Origin of the sequence: Virgibacillus necropolis (genome assembly GCF_044793635.1) — a bacterium.
Lineage (GTDB): Bacteria > Bacillota > Bacilli > Bacillales > Amphibacillaceae > Virgibacillus_F > Virgibacillus_F necropolis_A.
In genome coordinates, this window is sequence record NZ_CP084992.1 from 422,724 (window position 1) to 439,663 (window position 16,940).

The following is a 16,940-nucleotide window of genomic DNA, read 5'->3' on the forward strand; positions in this document are numbered from 1 at the left end:
CTTACGTTATTTGTACGTCGTTGACCAGTCGCCTTCGCTTTTCTCTTTACAGTGGGATATTTCCGTGTTTTTTCTTTGGACGATCTTCTTGTTTGTTGTATAACATTTCAAGTGCTTGAATTAATTTAACGCGCGTTTCTCTTGGATCAATTACATCATCAATCATGCCTAGTCCAGCTGCTACATATGGATTAGCAAACTTCTCGCGGTACGTATCAATTTTTTGCTGTCTTGTCGCTTCAGGATTTTCACTTTCAGCAATTTCTTTTGCAAAAATAATGTTCGCTGCACCTTCAGGACCCATAACCGCAATTTCCGCGTTTGGCCATGCAAAGACCAAGTCTGCCCCAATAGATTTACTATTTAAGGCCACATACGCTCCACCAAATGCTTTACGGGTGATAACCGTAATTTTAGGCACTGTTGCTTCTGAGTAGGCATATAAAATCTTCGCACCATGACGAATAATTCCACCGTGTTCTTGTTTAACTCCAGGGAAAAATCCAGTTACATCCTCAAATGTAATCAACGAGATATTAAATGAATCGCAGAAACGGATAAATCGGGCTGCTTTATCACTTGAATCAATATCAAGACCACCAGCTAAATATTTAGGTTGATTACAAACAAGGCCAACTGTTTGACCATTTATTTGCGCAAACCCAACAACTATATTTTTTGCAAAATCTTTATGAATTTCAAAAAAACTATCCGTGTCGACAACTTGTTCAATTACCCGTTTGACATCATATGGACGGGTTGAATCAAATGGTACAATATCTGTTAAATCCTGACACGCATTATCTTGATCATCAATTTGGTTAAGCGTTGGCTTTTCCTGATTGTTTGCAGGTAAATATGTCAATAAATCACGAACTGCATCTAATGCTTCCTCTTCACTTGAAGCTTTAATATGTGCATTCCCACTCTTTGAGTTATGTACATCTGCTCCGCCTAATCCTTCAGAAGAAATCTTTTCCCCTGTTACTGTTTCAATTACCTTAGGACCAGTTATGAACATTTGAGACGTTTTTTCCACCATGATGACAAAATCAGTAATTGCCGGTGAATATACAGCTCCCCCTGCACTTGGTCCAAGTATTACAGAAATTTGTGGTATCACCCCTGAATAGATTGAGTTACGGTAAAAAACTTGTCCATACCCATCAAGTGACGATACACCTCCCTGAATTCTTGCACCACCTGAATCATTCAAACCAATGAATGGCACACCATTTTTTGCGGCAAGATCCATCACCGCAGCAATTTTTTTACCATGCATTTCACCAAGCGCACCACCATACACGGTGAAGTCCTGTGCAAACAAATAAACTGGTTTCCCATTTACTTTACCGTAGCCAGTGACAACGCCTTCCCCTTTTGCATTTGAGGTGTCCATTCCAAAATCAGTTTCGCGATGTTCCATAAATGGGTTCAGTTCAACAAATGAACCACTATCCAAAAGATAATCGATTCGCTCGCGAGCTGTTTTTTTACCTTTTGCATGTTGTTTCTCTATCCGTTCGTCGCCACCACCAAGTTCAACCTGTCTTCTTTTATCATAAAGTTCATTAATTTTATCAAAAATATCCATTATTTTTCACTTCCCTCTGCTGGTTGACACAGTTCAAATAATACTCCATTTGTTGCTTTCGGGTGAATGAAGGCTATTTCGCTATTATGTGCACCAGGCTTTGCTTGCTCATGAATCAGTTTTACACCATCTGATTTATATTGCTCCAGTCTTGCATTTATATTATCCACTACTAATGCAATGTGATGAATTCCTTCACCTTTTTTATCAATAAATGTTTGTATTGCCGAAGTTGCCGATACAGCTTCTAACAGCTCAAAACGTGTTTCACCAATTTTTAGAAAAGCTACTTTTACACCTTCAGATTCAACTGTTTCTACTCCTTCAAGTTCTAGTCCCAAAATGTTGGAATAAAAAGGAATGGCTTGATCAATAGACTTTACAGCTATACCAATATGGGCAATTTTAGAAGGCTTACTAAAGGTCGATTGGTTAGGGTTAACTAACTGCTTAATGTAATTGGCTAATACATCGGTAGAAGAACCACTTGTGAAAATTTGGTTTACTCCTTCTTCAATTAAAAACGGAATATCCTCGCTTGGAATTACACCGCCTCCAACAACTGGAATATCGGTCGCATTGCGTTTTTTCAACTCTTCAATTACTTTAGGAAACAATGAACGATGCGCACCAGATAAGGAGGAAAGTCCAATTACATCAACATCTTCTTGTACTGCTGCTTGGGCAATTTGTACAGGGGTTTGACGTAACCCAGTATAAATAACTTCCATACCATGATCACGCAGTGCCTGTGCAATTACTAAAGCTCCCCGATCATGTCCGTCTAATCCCGGTTTTGCAATTAATACTCGAATTTTACTCATCTGTCTCTCTCCCCTTCTTACATGCCAGTATACTGCCCAAATTCATCCCGCAAAACATTGCAAATTTCGCCCACTGTGGCATACGCTTTAACAGCTTCGAGTATATGCGGAATCAAATTTGCATCTTGATTTTTTGCTCGGACTTTTAATGTGCTCAATAATTCGTCTACTTTTACTTGATCCCTATCCGTACGTGTTTTCTCAACGGATTTAATTTGAGCTTGCTCTAGTGCCTCATCTACTTTTAAAAGGTCAGGGTTTACTTCTTCATCTAGCTTATATTTATTTAACCCGACAATTACCTCTTCTTCTTTTTCAATTCGCTTTTGTATTTCATATGCATTATGATGGATTTCGCGTTGCATATAACCTTCTTCAACTGCTTGTACAGCTCCACCAATTTCTTTGATTTGTTCCAAATATTTATTTACTTCTTCTTCCATTTTGTCAGTTAGTTCTTCCACAAAATACGAACCACCAAATGGATCGACGGTGTCTGCCACACCACTCTCATTGGCAATTATCTGTTGAGTTCTGAGTGCAATTCGTGCTGATTCTTCCGTTGGCAATGAAAGTGCTTCATCACGTGAATTCGTATGCAAGCTTTGTGTTCCACCCATTACCGCTGCAAGCGCTTGTAAGGTTACACGAACTACATTATTATCTGGTTGCTGTGCTGTAAGTGTTGAACCACCTGTCTGCGTATGAAAACGTAACTTCCAGCTTTTTGGATCTTTTGCACCATAATGTTCTTTCATTATCTTTGCCCAAATACGTCGTGCAGCACGGAACTTTGCAACTTCCTCAAAAAAGTTATTGTGAGCATTAAAGAAAAAGGCTAAACGTGGTGCGAAGGCATCAATATCCAAACCTGACTGCAGGGCAGCATCTACATACGCCATACCATTTGCTATCGTGAAAGCAAGTTCTTGAACTGCAGTGGATCCTGCCTCCCGAATATGGTATCCAGAAATACTAATCGTGTTAAATTTCATTTTATTTTCTTGACAGTATTCAAATATATTAGTAATCAGACGCATGGATGGTTTAGGTGGAAAAATATATGTACCACGTGCGATATATTCTTTTAAAATATCATTTTGAATGGTTCCAGTTAGCTTTTCAATCGAAACACCTTGTTTTTCGCCAACCGCAATATACATACATAATAAAACCGATGCGGGTGCATTGATGGTCATTGACGTACTAACTTTATCAAGTGGGATTTGATCTAAAAGCTTTTCCATGTCATGAAGAGAATCAATAGCAACACCGACCTTGCCAACTTCTCCTTCAGACATTACATCATCTGAGTCATATCCGATTTGTGTAGGTAAATCAAAGGCAACAGATAAACCAGTTTGTCCTTGATCCAACAAATACCGGAACCGTTTATTTGTTTCTTCTGCAGAACCAAATCCTGCATACTGGCGCATTGTCCAAAACCTACTGCGATACATGGTAGGCTGGATTCCGCGTGTATATGGATATTCGCCTGGAAAACCAAGTTCATTTTCATATTTGTCATTAGTTTCCGGATAATATAATCCATCCACTTCTATATCTGAGGAGGTATGGAAAGTACTCTTCCGCTCAGGAAAGCGCTTTAATGTTTTGTCTACTGACTCTTTCCAATTAGCCTCTTTTGATGTAATTGATTCATTATTTTTCATACGTGAAGGCCTCCATTTTGATTGATATCATGAATTTTCAGTACTATTCTTTTAATTTCACTTGTCCAAATGCCAAATAAACGATAAAATACAATTAGTATTAGGTTTTAAGGAGGATAAGATTGTGGCTAATAATCATACAAACAATGCGCCTAGAAAAGCGTCCAAGCGAGACCGTAGACTAAAAATAGTTATCTACATTATGATACTTGCTATGGTATTAACAACAGTAACAACTGGACTAGCTCTTTTTGTGAATTAATAATAAAACCCAGAACCGGAATAACATCAATTCCGGTTCTTTTTCTTTTTGCTCACTATATCGCTAGCCTTAAATTTCCTTTTAATGAGTAAATAATCCTCTATTTCATGCAATAATCGAAACAGGTTTGCTCTTGTTTCAAACCCTTCCCGTGTTGTAGGAAGATCTTCTTGATCAAACTCATCTTGTAATTCACTTAATCTTTCCAGATAAATTGATGCAGTATTTCCAGGATGGACAGCTTCAGATAAGCTCTCAAAGAACTCCGCTATTGATTCAGATAGACGATCTGTTTTTGGCAATCTACTTACTAGTGGAAGCATCTTTTTCAGTAATTCAAACTGTTCTCTCCTCATCGTAAAATAATCATAATACGGATGATTACTCCGCAATAAGTGATTTTCACGATCAAGCGAGACTAGATTAGCTGCTTCATCCAATATTTCTTCTGCTCTCGTAATTTCTTTTCCATTCCAAACTTGATTATTATCACCTATGTATAATGAAATTTCCTGTAAAATCACCTGAAAATTATGTTCTAATTCCACTTGTTTCTTTTTCAATTTATTATCCAAACTAGGCATATATAAGTTCAATAAAAGTGCAGTACCAACACCAACGATGATTAGCAAAAATTCATCTACAATAAACGTAAATGTAATTTGTCCAAGACTGTATAAATTGAGAATAATAACAGAACTTGTTGCAATTCCTGGTGAAATTTTAAGGTAAACGGTGACCGGAATAAATAATGCAAAAGCGATCCCAACTACTATGGGATTGTAGCCCAAGGTTTCAAAAAATACGTATGAATACAAAATAGCAATTGAACATGCCAAGAACCGGTGCCATGCACTTAAGACTGACTCTTTTCTAGATGGTTTTATACATAGTAAAGTAAGTATGCCTGCTGAAATAAAATTGGTTAATCCAAGCATTTGAGCAATGGAAATCGCTAGTGGAGTACCAACAGCAGTCTTGATTGTTCGATAGCCAATTTTCACAGTTAAATCTCCTTCATCACCAAGTCAGATCCTGTGTTTGGTCCATTTACCGCAATGAAATGGGTAGTAAAACCTCAAATCCCCAAAATTAAGAGAAGACGGAAACTTCACAAGGGTGTAAATGCCCGGTCAAGCTACGATAAGTCCCAACGAATATCTAGTGTAAATAAAAATTTATAATGAATGAAAGTTCACTTTATTAAAATGAGGCTGACCCGCAAAAAATAGAGACAGCCTCATCGAAACTAGATAATCTGGTTTCTTTTATATTTCTTCACAGTTTTCATCAAAGACTTTTTGAAGCTTACCTACTACATCTACTGCTGTAAATCCTTCAATATCATGACGTTCTACCATTGTAACGATTTTGCCGTCTTTCAAAAATGCAAATGATGGTGAGGAAGGTGGATACCCTTCAAAATACCCTCGTGCTTTTTCTGTTGCATCTTTATCTTGACCAGCAAAAACTGTTACTAGATGATCTGGTCGCTTATCGTAATGAATTGCATTCGCTGCTGCTGGTCTAGCTACACCACCAGCACAACCGCATACAGAATTGACCATTACAAGTGTAGTACCCTCGCGTTTCATTGCAGCATCTACATCTTCTGTTGTAGTAAGCTCTTCATATCCAGCTTCTCTTATATCTAAACGTGCTACATCAACAACATCGTTCATAAATAGGTTAAAGTCCATTTGAACATCCATCCCCTTTTAAATTCATAGTGTTTAAACTATAACAAGCTTATCAATTTCATGCTTAGATTTCAATTCAAATTAACTGACCTAATAAACATTTGTTGTATCTTTATTCATATTTTCTAATATTTCCTTCACTCGTGCTAAGAAATTACCACATACAAGACCGTCTAATATACGATGATCGAGTGAAAGTGATAGGTTTACCATATCTCTTGCAGCAAACATATCATTGACAATCATTGGGCGTTTGACAATTGATTCGACCTGTAAAATTGCAGCCTGTGGGTGATTAATAACACCCATTGAGTGAATGGAGCCGAATGAACCAGTATTATTTACTGTAAATGTTCCGCCCTGCATATCAGCTGATGTTAATTTACCCGAACGAGCCTTTGAAGCTAAATCAGATATATCTTTCGCAATACCTTTTATGCTTTTCTCGTCAGCATGTTTGATCACTGGTACAAATAACTCCTGATCTTTAGCTACTGCGATTGATAAGTGAATATCCTTCTTCTGAATGATTTTATCGCCAGCCCACATACTGTTTAATTGTGGATATTCTTTTAATGCTTGCGCAACAGCCTTAACAAAAAACGCAAAGAATGTTAAGCCAAACCCTTCTTTTTGTTTAAATTCACCTTTTACTTTATTACGATACGTTACTAAATCTGTCACATCAACTTCCACTGTCATCCATGCATGAGGGATTTCAGTTGTAGAACGCACCATATTTTGTGCAATCGCCTTACGTACGCCTGTTACAGGAATTTCGATATCTCCAGCTTGAGATGTTGGAGCTGGTGTTGATGGTGCTTTTGATGGTGCCGGTTCCGACTGATTTGTTTGCTGTTTAGAATCGGAAGTAGCTTCACTTGCTTTTGGCATTTCACCTGAATCGATAATTTTCTCAATATCTTTTCTGGTAATTCTTCCACCTTTTCCTGTTCCGGATACCTGTGCTAAATCAATATCATTATCTTGCGCCATTCTTAACACAGCTGGAGAATAGCGCTTTTTCATAGACTGGTCTTTAGCGCCTTCATCGACAGGTTCGGTTTTTTCAGTTTCTTTAGGCTCTTCTTTTGCAGAACCTACACCAGATGTAGAGCCACCTTCTGTATCGATATAACACATTAATTCTCCTACTTCAATTGTTTCTCCCTCTTGCGCTACAAGTTCTTTAATCACACCTGTAAAAGAAGATGGAACTTCAGCGTTAACCTTGTCTGTCATTACTTCAGCTATTGGATCATATTTGTTGACCTTATCGCCAACTTGCACAAGCCAAGAGCTAATTGTTCCTTCTGTTACACTTTCACCTAGTTGTGGCATATTTATTTTTTCAGAAGCCATCTAATGTCCCTCCTTTAATTCAATTAAAATTCTGCTAGTTCGCGTATTGCTTTTTCAACTTTATCTGGGTTGATCATAAAGTATTTTTCCATTTTTGGTGAATATGGCATTGACGGAACATCTGGACCTGCTAGGCGTTGAACAGGTGCATCTAAATCAAACAAGCAATTTTCAGCGATAATGGCTGCTACTTCGCCGATAATACTTCCTTCTTTATTATCCTCAGTAATAAGTAATACTTTTCCTGTCTTTTTAGCCGCTTCAATAATTCCTTCTTTATCTAATGGGTAAATTGTACGCAAATCTAAGATGTGTGCATCAATACCTTCATCAGCTAATTTTTCCGCTGCTTGAAGTGCGAAGTGTACAGCTAAACCATAAGTGATAATCGTAACATCTGATCCATCTCGTTTAACATCGGCTTTTCCAATTGGAAGTACGTAATCGTCCTCTGGAACTTCCCCTTTAAGTAAACGATATGCCCGCTTATGCTCAAAGAAAAGTACAGGGTCGTTGTCACGGATGGATGCTTTTAATAAACCTTTTACATCGTAAGGAGTAGAAGGCATAACAATTTTCAATCCTGGTTGATTAGCAAATACAGCTTCAACAGATTGAGAATGATATAAAGCACCGTGAACGCCACCACCATATGGCGCACGAATTGTCATCGGAACATTCCAATCATTATTTGAACGGTAACGAATTTTAGCAGCTTCCGATATGATTTGGTTTACAGCTGGCATAATAAAATCCGCAAACTGCATTTCAGCTACTGGGCGCATTCCATACATTGCAGCACCTATACCAACACCCGCAATTGCTGACTCAGCAAGCGGTGTATCGAGTACACGTGCATCGCCGAATTCATCATACAATCCTTTAGTAGCACCGAATACGCCACCTTTTTTACCAACATCTTCCCCTAGAACAAAAACGTTCTCGTCGCGTTGCATTTCTTCTTTTAATGCTGTTGTTACAGCTTGAATATATGACATTACTGGCATTTTACTATTCCCTCCTTACTCTTCATATACAAATTGTAATGCACTCTCTGGTTCAGCGTATGGTGCATTCTCAGCGTAATCGGTAGCTTCATTAACGATCTCTCCGATTTCGTCGTTCAATTCTTTCTCTACTTCATCTGTTAAAATTCCTACCTCTTTTAGATAAGCAGCAAATGTAATAATCGAATCTTTTTTCTTTGCTTCTTCCACTTCTGTGCTTTCTCGATATTGACTATCATCGTCATCACTAGAATGGGCTGTTAATCGATAAGATACGGCCTCAATTAATGTTGGGCCTTCACCTTTAGATGCGCGTTCTCTTGCCTCTTTTACTGCTTCATAAACAGCTAAAGGGTCATTACCATCAATAGTAATCCCCGGCATTCCATAACCGATAGCACGATCAGAAACATTCTTGGCAGCAATTTGTCGTTCAATTGGTACTGAAATTGCGTATTTGTTATTCTCAACCATTGTGATTACCGGGAGCTTATGTACACCCGCAAAGTTTAGTCCTTCGTGAAAGTCTCCCTGATTGGACGACCCTTCACCAAGTGTCACTAATGAAACGATATCCTTTTTCTCCATTTTTGCAGCTAATCCAACACCAACTGCATGTGGTAGTTGTGTTGTAACAGGGGATGATCCAGTAAGAATTCTGTTTTCTTTTTGTCCAAAGTGACCCGGCATTTGGCGGCCGCCTGAGTTTGGATCCTCTTGTTTGGCAAATCCTGATAACATTAGATCCTTCGCTGTCATTCCAAAAGCAAGAACAACCCCCATATCACGATAATATGGTGCTACATAATCCACGTCTCGATTTAGCGCAAATGACGCTCCTACTTGTGCTGCTTCTTGTCCTTGACAAGAGATTACGAATGGAATTTTACCAGCTCGGTTTAAAAGCCACATTCTTTCATCAATCTTTCTAGCCAAAAGCATTGTTTTAAACATTTCTAACACTTCATCATTTGATAGACCTAATGCTTCATGACGATTTTTTGTCATTGATAGTCCCTCCTTTTTTTTATCTAGCTTAAACTCCTAATGGGTATTGGACTTTCGTACGCCATTTAGCAGTCATCTACGTTTTTAAAATTAACCATGAATTTGTTTTCCATCTACAGCTAATGCTGCTTCGCCCATTACTTCTGCAAGAGTAGGGTGTGGATGAATACTATCTGCGACTTCCCATGGAGTTGCATCCAATACTTTTGCGAGTCCAGCTTCTGATATCATATCTGTAACATGTGGCCCGATCATGTGACATCCTAAAAGATCATCTGTCTTTTTATCAGCGATAATTTTAACAAAACCATCTGATTCTCCATGTACCAGCGCTTTGCCAATTGCCTTAAAAGGAAACTTCCCAACTTTAATGTCGAAACCTTTTTCCTTTGCCTGTTTTTCAGTAAGTCCGACACTCGCAACCTCTGGGTTTGAATAAATACAAGTTGGTATGTTTTCGTATTCAATTGGTAGTGGATTTTGGTTAGCCATATGTTCTACAGCTACAATACCTTCATGTGAAGCAACATGTGCTAATTGCATTCCACCAATAACATCACCGATTGCGTAGATATGAGTTTCTTTCGTTTGGAAAAACTCATTTGTTTGAATAAATCCTTTTTCAACAATTATGTCTGTGTTTTCAAGACCAATGTTTGATGTATTTGCCTCGCGTCCAACAGAAACTAGCATTTTATCAGCCTGGAAGCTTTCGTTTTTACCATCAATTTCTGCATCAATGCTAACACCATTTTCAACAGATAATGTTTCTGGTAATACTTTCGCTCCTTTCACAAACGTGATGCCTTTCTTTTTCAGAAGTTTTTCAACTTCTTTAGCAATCGCATCATCTTCTGTAGGTAAAATTTGATCTAAGTATTCGACTACTGTCACTTCAACACCAAAATCTGCAAGCATAGAAGCCCACTCTATTCCAATTACTCCACCACCGACAATGATGATTGATTTTGGTAGTTCTTCCATTTGTAGCGCTTCATCAGATGTCATTACATTTGTCCCATCTATTTCAAGACCCGGAAGCGACTTCGGCTTCGACCCAGTTGCAATTAAGACATTTTTAGGAACAATCATGGTATTTTCGTCACCATTTGCATATTCAATCGATATCGTTCCTGGCATAGGAGAAAAAATACTTGGGCCTAAGATACGGCCAAACCCTTCAAAAACATCAATTTTGCCTTTTTTCATAAGACCTTGTACGCCTTGATGCAACGTACTAACAATACTATCTTTTCTTTCTTGTACTTTTGCAAAGTTCAATGTTGTGTCTTTCGTATCTACACCATATTGACTTGCTTCTTTAGTTTGCTTTAATACCTCTGCACTACGCAGCAATGCTTTTGAAGGTATACAACCACGATGTAAACAGGTACCCCCAAGGTCACCTTTTTCTACGATTGCAACCTGTAATCCGAGCTGTGAAGCTCTAATTGCAGCGACATATCCCCCCGTTCCTCCACCGAGAACGACAAGATCATATTCTTTTGTCATATATTACTCACTCCTTTTATTCCTGCGTATTAGGATAAATCTTTGGTGTTTCCTCTCCGCGAAGAACCCTCAGTGTACCTTCTGTAAGCGCCTGAAGCTCGTCCTCCCCTGGATAAACAATAGTATCTGCAATCCAGTTAATCCGTTTTGAAATCATTTCTACAAAAGCTTTACCATAGGCAAGACCGCCAGTCATAATGATTGCATCTACTCTTCCATTTAAGACAGCGCTCATCGATCCTATTTCTTTTGCAATTTGATATGCCATTGCTTCATAGGTATCTGAAGCTTCCTTATCACCATTTTCAATCCTGTTTTCTACCTCAACTGCATCGCTTGTTTGTAAATAGGCAACAAGCCCACCTTGTCCGACTAACTTTTTCATCATTTCATCTCGGTAATATTGACCAGAGTAACAAAGCGAAACCAAATCACCTGCTGGTACGGTTCCAGCCCGTTCCGGAGAAAATGGACCATCACCATGCAGGCCATTGTTGACATCAATTACCTTACCATTTTTATGGGCACCAACTGTAATTCCGCCACCCATATGTGTAATAATTAGGTTAGCTTCGTCGTATGCTTTCCCTATATCTTTCGCGACCTTTCTCGCAACTGCTTTTTGATTAAGGGCATGAAAAATACTCTTTCTAGGAATTTCAGGCACACCAGAAAATCGTGCTATTTCCTCAAATTCATCTACAACCACTGGATCTACAATGTAAGCTGGGATATTAAGTCCGTTGGCAATTTCATTTGCGATAATTCCACCTAAATTCGATGCATGTTCTCCATTAAATCCAATCCGCAAATCCTCAAGCATTGCCTCGTTTACTTCATATGTTCCACCCTCTATTGGTCGCAGTAAACCACCACGACCACAGACAGCACTTAGTTTAGAAATGTTGATACCTTCATGATCTAATTGATCCAAGATAACATTTTTCCTGAAATCATATTGATCAATTACACGATTAAATCCTGCGACCTCATCAGCTTCATGTCGGATTGTTTTTTCAAAGATACAGGTTTCATTATCAAAAACCCCGATTTTTGTTGAAGTAGATCCTGGATTTATCACTAAAATACGAAAAATTTGTTGTTGCAATGCTGTTAACCTCCGTTACGAACAATTTTTACATTATCTTCTGCTTAATGTGTGGTGTCCATTCAACAAAAATTGGCTACGGGAAGCTTTAACCGATGCAATTCGTTCTTCGGCCATACGGTCTGCTGCAACGTATGTTGGGATATTATCACGTTTAGAAATCTCAAATATTTTTAATAAAATATCATAAATAGATTCAACATTTTTCATTGCCCGCTTAGCATTATAGCCATTTAGTTCATCCGCTACGTTGATAACACCACCTGAATTAATTACATAGTCTGGTGCATAGACAATGCCTTTCTCATGAATAATATCACCATGTTCGGTCTTTTTAAGCTGATTGTTGGCTGAACCAGCAATAACTTTTGCTTTTAATTGTGGAATTGTTTCATCATTTATTGTTGCTCCAAGTGCACATGGAGCATAAATATCACAATCAACACCATAAATGTCATCAGGATCTACTGCTTTTGCACCAAAAGCATTAACAGCACGATCTACAGCTTCTTTGTTTATATCTGTAACAATTAAGTTCGCACCTTCTTGATGTAAATGTTCGCATAGCGTATATGCCACATTGCCAACACCCTGAACAGCTACTGTTTTACCTTCTAATGAGTCACTACCAAAAGCTTCCATAGCAGCAGCTTTCATACCTTTATAAATGCCATAAGCTGTTACTGGAGATGGATTTCCTGATGAACCAAATTCAGGTGAAATCCCTGTTACAAAATCTGTTTCCATGTGAATTAGATCCATATCCTGAACAGTTGTCCCCACATCTTCTGCTGTAATATATCGACCATTTAATCCTTGAATGTATCTACCAAATGCACGAAACATTTCAGGGTTTTTATCTTTTTTAGGGTCCCCGATAATAACTGTTTTTCCGCCACCTAATTCAAGTCCAGCCGCAGCATTTTTATATGTCATACCTTTTGCTAATCGTAACGCATCTTCAATAGCCTCTGCTTCAGATTTATATGTCCACATTCTGGTTCCACCAAGTGCTGGTCCTAATGTTGTGTCATGTATTGCAATAATTGCTTTCAACCCTGAGTTTTTATCCTGACAAAAAACTAATTGTTCGTAATCATATTTCTCCATATAAGTAAAAATTTCCATTGTTTGTTCCTCCTAGAATTTTTTTGATGAAACTAGCGCAAGAGATAGTGAATATAATTTACTTGCAGCAGAATCAGCTCGTGATGTTAATACAATAGGTGCGCTTGCACCACTTACAACTGCTGCTACTTTAGCATCAGCGAAATACATAAAAGATTTATATAACGCATTTCCAACTTCAATTGTCGGGACAGCGATAATATCGGTCATTCCTGCTACATCTGATTTAATGTTTTTATGCTCAGCGGCCTGTATTGACACTGCATTATCAAATGCGAGAGGACCGTCAATAACACAATTACGAATTTGATTTCGTTTTTGCATTTGAGTTAACATAGCTGCGTCGACAGTCGCCTGCATTGCAGGATTTACCACCTCTACCGCAGCAAGAGCCGCAACTTTCGGTTGTTCAATCCCAACACCCTGTGCAATTTTTACGGCATTATTAATAATCTCAACCTTCTCCATTAATGTAGGTGAAATATTCATTCCAGCATCCGTTAAAAATATCAGACGATCCTGGTTTGGTATTTCAAACAGGGCTACATGGGATAAAATTTTCCCAGACCGCAGTCCATACTCTTTGTTTAATACTGCTTTTAATAGAGCTTTTGTTGAAACATTTCCCTTCATCAGGATATCGGCTTCTTTTTTATGAACCGCCTTAACAGCTGTCCCGGCTGGATCTGTCTCTTCAGATACAACTGTTATTTTGTCTGATGACAAGTCCAAGCCAATCTTCGCAGAAAGTGTTTTTATGTTATTCTCATCACCGTAAAGAATAAAAGAGCATAGATCTTCATTTACGGCATCTTGAACAGCTTTAAGCACTTCCGCATCTGCCGCATTTGCAACAGATACAATTTGGCCGGTTTCTTCCTTTGCATTTTTTTTCAATTCATTTAAAGTTTTCATATCAACCATCCAATCGTCTTTGTAATGTCATGATGTAAGCGCTTAAGTTGATAATTATGTAACATGTCGTTACGTAAAATCTTGCATGTTCGTTTTTTCTATTCGATATTTATCCATCTTATAATATAAATTTCGAATAGATATATTTAGTTCTTTTGCTGTTTTTGTCTTATTGTAATGATTAGCTTGATAAACCTGTTTAATATAGGTTTCCTCAAACTTTTCGACTGCATCCTGTAGTGTACCCTGATTAATATCAAATCTTTCTATATCTTGTATCCGGATGGCGTTACCTGGGTTTAAAGTCGGAATATGCTTTAATTTTATGATTTCCTCATTGGTGTCCATATAGATCATGGCTCGTCCTAAGACATTTTCCAGTTCCCGCACATTTCCCGGCCAGTGGTAAGATTTGAGGAAATTCATAGCTTCTCGATCAATGCTACGAACATTTCGACTGTAATCCTGATTAATTTTATGAATCAGATGCGGAATTAACTCAGACAAATCTTCAATCCGTTCTTGTAAAGATGGAATAAAAATAGGTAATCGATTCAACCTATAATATAAATCTTCTCTAAATGTCTTTTTCATAATCGCTTTTTCTAAATTTGCATGGGTAGCTGTTATGATTCGAACATTTATCGCTATTGGGTCAGTGCCACCTACACGTACGATTTCATTTTCTTGCAGAACGCGTAGCAATTTTGCTTGCATATTTAAAGAAAGCTCACTTACTTCATCCAGAAAAATACTTCCCATGTTTGCTTCTTCAAATAACCCTTCTTTTCCACCACGCTTTGCACCTGAAAAAGCACCTTCCTCATAACCGAATAATTCGCTCTCAAGAGTAGATTCTGCAATTGCAGCACAATTTACACGGATAAATTTATTATGCTTTCGGTCACTTTCATTATGAATAGCGTGGGCAAAGATTTCTTTTCCAGTTCCTGACTCACCACGTAATAATACAGTAGCAGGGGTTTTTGCACCTACTTTTGCTTGTTCAAGGGCTAACTTCATTTCCGACGAGGATCCGATTATATCATCAAAGGTATATTTAGCTTCCAGGTTCCTGATGATTTGCCTTGCACGACGTAATTCACTAGTAAGCGCTTTAATTTCAGATACATCATGTAAAACACCAACACTACCTTTAATTTTACCATCCACGATAACCGGAGCAACATTTACTAGGACATCCTTCTTGGCTGAACCAACCTTCATCCGAACACCACGGACAGGACGACGGGTTTGCAGCACTTTCATATGCATACTTTCACCCTCAGATATATCGACTGTGGCAGGCTTGCCAATTATATCTGTTTTTGATAATCCCGTAATTCTGGTATATGCAGGATTAATCATCAATCCTATTCCATCTTCATCAACGACAGTTATCGCTTCATCGGAAGATTGAATAATCGCCTCTAGCATTATTTTAATTTCTTTTAAATCTGTATTTTCTTCAGCAAGATTCACTACTTCTGTAATATCCTTAAATACTGCGAAAGCACCAACCAACTGGTCATCTGAATTTATGATAGGAATTCGTGTTGTAATTATCTTTTTGTCATTTTCAAGGATCAGCTTTTGATTTACTTCTCTTCTTCGACTTTGCAATACTAATGGAAGCCTTGAGTTCTCAATCACATCTTGTACTCGCTGACTAATAAAATTTGTTTTAGCTACTCCTATTATTCGCTCAGCACTTTTATTGATAAACTGAACAATTCCATTTTCATTAACCACAATCATTCCATCACGAATATTATTAAGAATTAATTCCTGATTGGTTGTTTCCATCTTCAAGCGTTCTAACAATGACTCTTTTTCTTCCATTAATTCCGCAATTATATATGCAACAGAACCTGGTATAACAACTGTTTCCCTAGGACGAGCCTCTACTATTTCTTTCAATACAGCTTCGTCACCGGTAGCTTCAATAATGATATCCAAATCGTCGTTAATCCATTTTCTCCAATCATTACCTGTATGTATTCCATTTTTTTTTGCAAGATCTATACCACTAGCATGGTTCTTTACATCTATTACAGCGACAATTTGCATTCGGTCCGTTTCAGTTAAAATTTGTATTAATGCACTTCCACCTTTACCAGCACCAACAATGAGCACACGCTTCATTTGATCCCACCTTGCAATTTTTTGCACACATACATTGTACGTTAATCTGCAGGATTTGGCAAATAAAATTAGTTTCTATTTCAGAAAGGCTTTGCTATACTGAAAACATATGATAATTAAAGGAGTTTCTCATGATGCGAATTATTGCAGTCCTACTTCTTGTTATACCAGGAATTATTTCTGCTTATGGAATAAAATTAATGCGCGATTCATTATTTGATGAGCTTTATCCTATATTTTTGCATATAGGTGTTCAGTTCTTTATTGGACTGATACTTTTAATAGGTGGTATTGCGTTTATTGGGGGATTTATCGTACATCGGGATAGAAAACATCAATACAATGCTAAGGATAATAATATGAAAAGTTAACAAAGGTGGGGTTTCACCAAAAAGTCAGTTATTGGTGAAACCCACCTTTTTATTATCTTAATCAATCGACAAACGCCTGGAATATTCGCCCAACCAGTAAAAGTTTCCATAACATTTCTCCTCATAAATTTTTTTGTTCATTGAATATGATGATAAATTTATTATAGAACAAATGTTCGCGCTAGGCAATTCTGAATACGAGAAATATAGATATAATTTAATCACGCAAAAAAATCCTTCTTCTCACCATGATTAAAAGTCACAGCGAAAAAGAAGGACTGGTCATATTCCCAGGTAGGAAAATATCTTATTATCAACTTCTCATAATTCC

15 protein-coding genes are annotated in these 16,940 nt (G+C 37.8%); 2 read left to right on the forward strand and 13 right to left on the reverse strand.

The window, feature by feature from the left end; all coding sequences use genetic code 11:
- Nucleotides 1-46: 46 nt before the first annotated feature.
- Genes LG329_RS02155 through LG329_RS02165 form a run of 3 tightly spaced genes read right to left on the reverse strand, consistent with a single transcriptional unit; the run spans nt 47 to nt 4,091 of the window.
- Nucleotides 47-1,594 (reverse strand): acyl-CoA carboxylase subunit beta, encoded by a 1,548-nt coding sequence (locus tag LG329_RS02155; protein WP_404452948.1) that lies wholly within the window; start codon nt 1,592-1,594, stop codon nt 47-49.
- Nucleotides 1,594-2,418 carry a methylmalonyl-CoA epimerase gene (mce, locus tag LG329_RS02160; RefSeq protein ID WP_404452949.1) on the reverse strand — a complete coding sequence of 275 codons (825 nt, stop codon included), beginning with the start codon at nt 2,416-2,418 and terminating at the stop codon, nt 1,594-1,596. The genes LG329_RS02155 and mce overlap by 1 nt, the downstream gene beginning before the upstream one ends.
- 17 nt (nt 2,419-2,435) lie before the next feature.
- Nucleotides 2,436-4,091 (reverse strand): methylmalonyl-CoA mutase, encoded by a 1,656-nt coding sequence (locus LG329_RS02165; RefSeq protein WP_404452950.1) that lies wholly within the window; start codon nt 4,089-4,091, stop codon nt 2,436-2,438.
- A 124-nt stretch (nt 4,092-4,215) separates the two neighbouring features.
- Here LG329_RS02165 and prli42 point away from each other — a divergent pair, with 124 nt between their 5' ends.
- Nucleotides 4,216-4,353 carry a stressosome-associated protein Prli42 gene (gene prli42 / locus LG329_RS02170; protein WP_404452951.1) on the forward strand — a complete coding sequence of 46 codons (138 nt, stop codon included), beginning with the start codon at nt 4,216-4,218 and terminating at the stop codon, nt 4,351-4,353.
- Nucleotides 4,354-4,379: 26 nt separating this feature from the next.
- Here prli42 and LG329_RS02175 read toward each other — a convergent pair whose 3' ends face one another.
- The 10 genes from LG329_RS02175 to LG329_RS02220 all read right to left on the reverse strand — a co-directional run bounded on the left by LG329_RS02175 (nt 4,380) and on the right by LG329_RS02220 (nt 16,238).
- The gene (locus LG329_RS02175; RefSeq protein ID WP_404452952.1) at nt 4,380-5,357 is read right to left on the reverse strand and encodes an aromatic acid exporter family protein; all 978 of its coding nucleotides are present in this window, start codon (nt 5,355-5,357) and stop codon (nt 4,380-4,382) included.
- 264 nt (nt 5,358-5,621) lie between these two features.
- A complete protein-coding gene (locus LG329_RS02180) occupies nt 5,622-6,053 on the reverse strand; it encodes a BrxA/BrxB family bacilliredoxin (protein ID WP_404452953.1) in 432 nt (143 codons plus the stop codon).
- Between the two features lie 90 nt (nt 6,054-6,143).
- The gene (locus LG329_RS02185; RefSeq protein ID WP_404452954.1) at nt 6,144-7,415 is read right to left on the reverse strand and encodes a dihydrolipoamide acetyltransferase family protein; all 1,272 of its coding nucleotides are present in this window, start codon (nt 7,413-7,415) and stop codon (nt 6,144-6,146) included.
- 23 nt (nt 7,416-7,438) lie between these two features.
- Nucleotides 7,439-8,422, reverse strand: a complete 984-nt coding sequence (locus LG329_RS02190) for an alpha-ketoacid dehydrogenase subunit beta (protein ID WP_404452955.1) — start codon at nt 8,420-8,422, stop codon at nt 7,439-7,441.
- A 15-nt stretch (nt 8,423-8,437) separates the two neighbouring features.
- Nucleotides 8,438-9,430 (reverse strand): thiamine pyrophosphate-dependent dehydrogenase E1 component subunit alpha, encoded by a 993-nt coding sequence (locus tag LG329_RS02195; protein ID WP_404452956.1) that lies wholly within the window; start codon nt 9,428-9,430, stop codon nt 8,438-8,440.
- A gap of 90 nt (nt 9,431-9,520) precedes the next feature.
- Nucleotides 9,521-10,942, reverse strand: coding sequence for a dihydrolipoyl dehydrogenase (gene lpdA / locus LG329_RS02200; RefSeq protein WP_404452957.1), 1,422 nt, complete (start codon nt 10,940-10,942; stop codon nt 9,521-9,523).
- A gap of 16 nt (nt 10,943-10,958) precedes the next feature.
- Nucleotides 10,959-12,050 carry a butyrate kinase gene (gene buk, locus LG329_RS02205; RefSeq protein ID WP_404452958.1) on the reverse strand — a complete coding sequence of 364 codons (1,092 nt, stop codon included), beginning with the start codon at nt 12,048-12,050 and terminating at the stop codon, nt 10,959-10,961.
- Nucleotides 12,051-12,083: 33 nt separating this feature from the next.
- Nucleotides 12,084-13,178 carry a branched-chain amino acid dehydrogenase gene (gene bcd / locus LG329_RS02210; RefSeq protein WP_404452959.1) on the reverse strand — a complete coding sequence of 365 codons (1,095 nt, stop codon included), beginning with the start codon at nt 13,176-13,178 and terminating at the stop codon, nt 12,084-12,086.
- Nucleotides 13,179-13,190: 12 nt separating this feature from the next.
- Complete coding sequence (gene yqiS / locus LG329_RS02215; protein WP_404452960.1) at nt 13,191-14,093, reverse strand: phosphate butyryltransferase; 903 nt, start codon at nt 14,091-14,093, stop codon at nt 13,191-13,193.
- A gap of 69 nt (nt 14,094-14,162) precedes the next feature.
- Nucleotides 14,163-16,238: a sigma 54-interacting transcriptional regulator gene (locus LG329_RS02220; protein WP_404452961.1), complete on the reverse strand. Its 2,076-nt coding sequence runs from the start codon at nt 16,236-16,238 to the stop codon at nt 14,163-14,165.
- A gap of 131 nt (nt 16,239-16,369) precedes the next feature.
- On the opposite strand from LG329_RS02220, the gene LG329_RS02225 reads away from it, so the two are divergent.
- Nucleotides 16,370-16,609 (forward strand): DUF2627 domain-containing protein, encoded by a 240-nt coding sequence (locus LG329_RS02225; RefSeq protein ID WP_404452962.1) that lies wholly within the window; start codon nt 16,370-16,372, stop codon nt 16,607-16,609.
- Nucleotides 16,610-16,940 lie beyond the last annotated feature (331 nt).

Coding starts and splice junctions, on each gene's coding strand:
- LG329_RS02155 (WP_404452948.1), bottom strand. CDS start 1,594: ATGGATATTTTTGATAAAATTAATGAACTTTATGATAAAAGAAGACAG.
- mce (WP_404452949.1), bottom strand. CDS start 2,418: ATGAGTAAAATTCGAGTATTAATTGCAAAACCGGGATTAGACGGACAT.
- LG329_RS02165 (WP_404452950.1), bottom strand. CDS start 4,091: ATGAAAAATAATGAATCAATTACATCAAAAGAGGCTAATTGGAAAGAG.
- LG329_RS02180 (WP_404452953.1), bottom strand. CDS start 6,053: ATGGACTTTAACCTATTTATGAACGATGTTGTTGATGTAGCACGTTTA.
- LG329_RS02185 (WP_404452954.1), bottom strand. CDS start 7,415: ATGGCTTCTGAAAAAATAAATATGCCACAACTAGGTGAAAGTGTAACA.
- LG329_RS02190 (WP_404452955.1), bottom strand. CDS start 8,422: ATGCCAGTAATGTCATATATTCAAGCTGTAACAACAGCATTAAAAGAA.
- LG329_RS02195 (WP_404452956.1), bottom strand. CDS start 9,430: ATGACAAAAAATCGTCATGAAGCATTAGGTCTATCAAATGATGAAGTG.
- lpdA (WP_404452957.1), bottom strand. CDS start 10,942: ATGACAAAAGAATATGATCTTGTCGTTCTCGGTGGAGGAACGGGGGGA.
- bcd (WP_404452959.1), bottom strand. CDS start 13,178: ATGGAAATTTTTACTTATATGGAGAAATATGATTACGAACAATTAGTT.
- yqiS (WP_404452960.1), bottom strand. CDS start 14,093: ATGAAAACTTTAAATGAATTGAAAAAAAATGCAAAGGAAGAAACCGGC.
- LG329_RS02220 (WP_404452961.1), bottom strand. CDS start 16,238: ATGAAGCGTGTGCTCATTGTTGGTGCTGGTAAAGGTGGAAGTGCATTA.
- LG329_RS02225 (WP_404452962.1), top strand. CDS start 16,370: ATGATGCGAATTATTGCAGTCCTACTTCTTGTTATACCAGGAATTATT.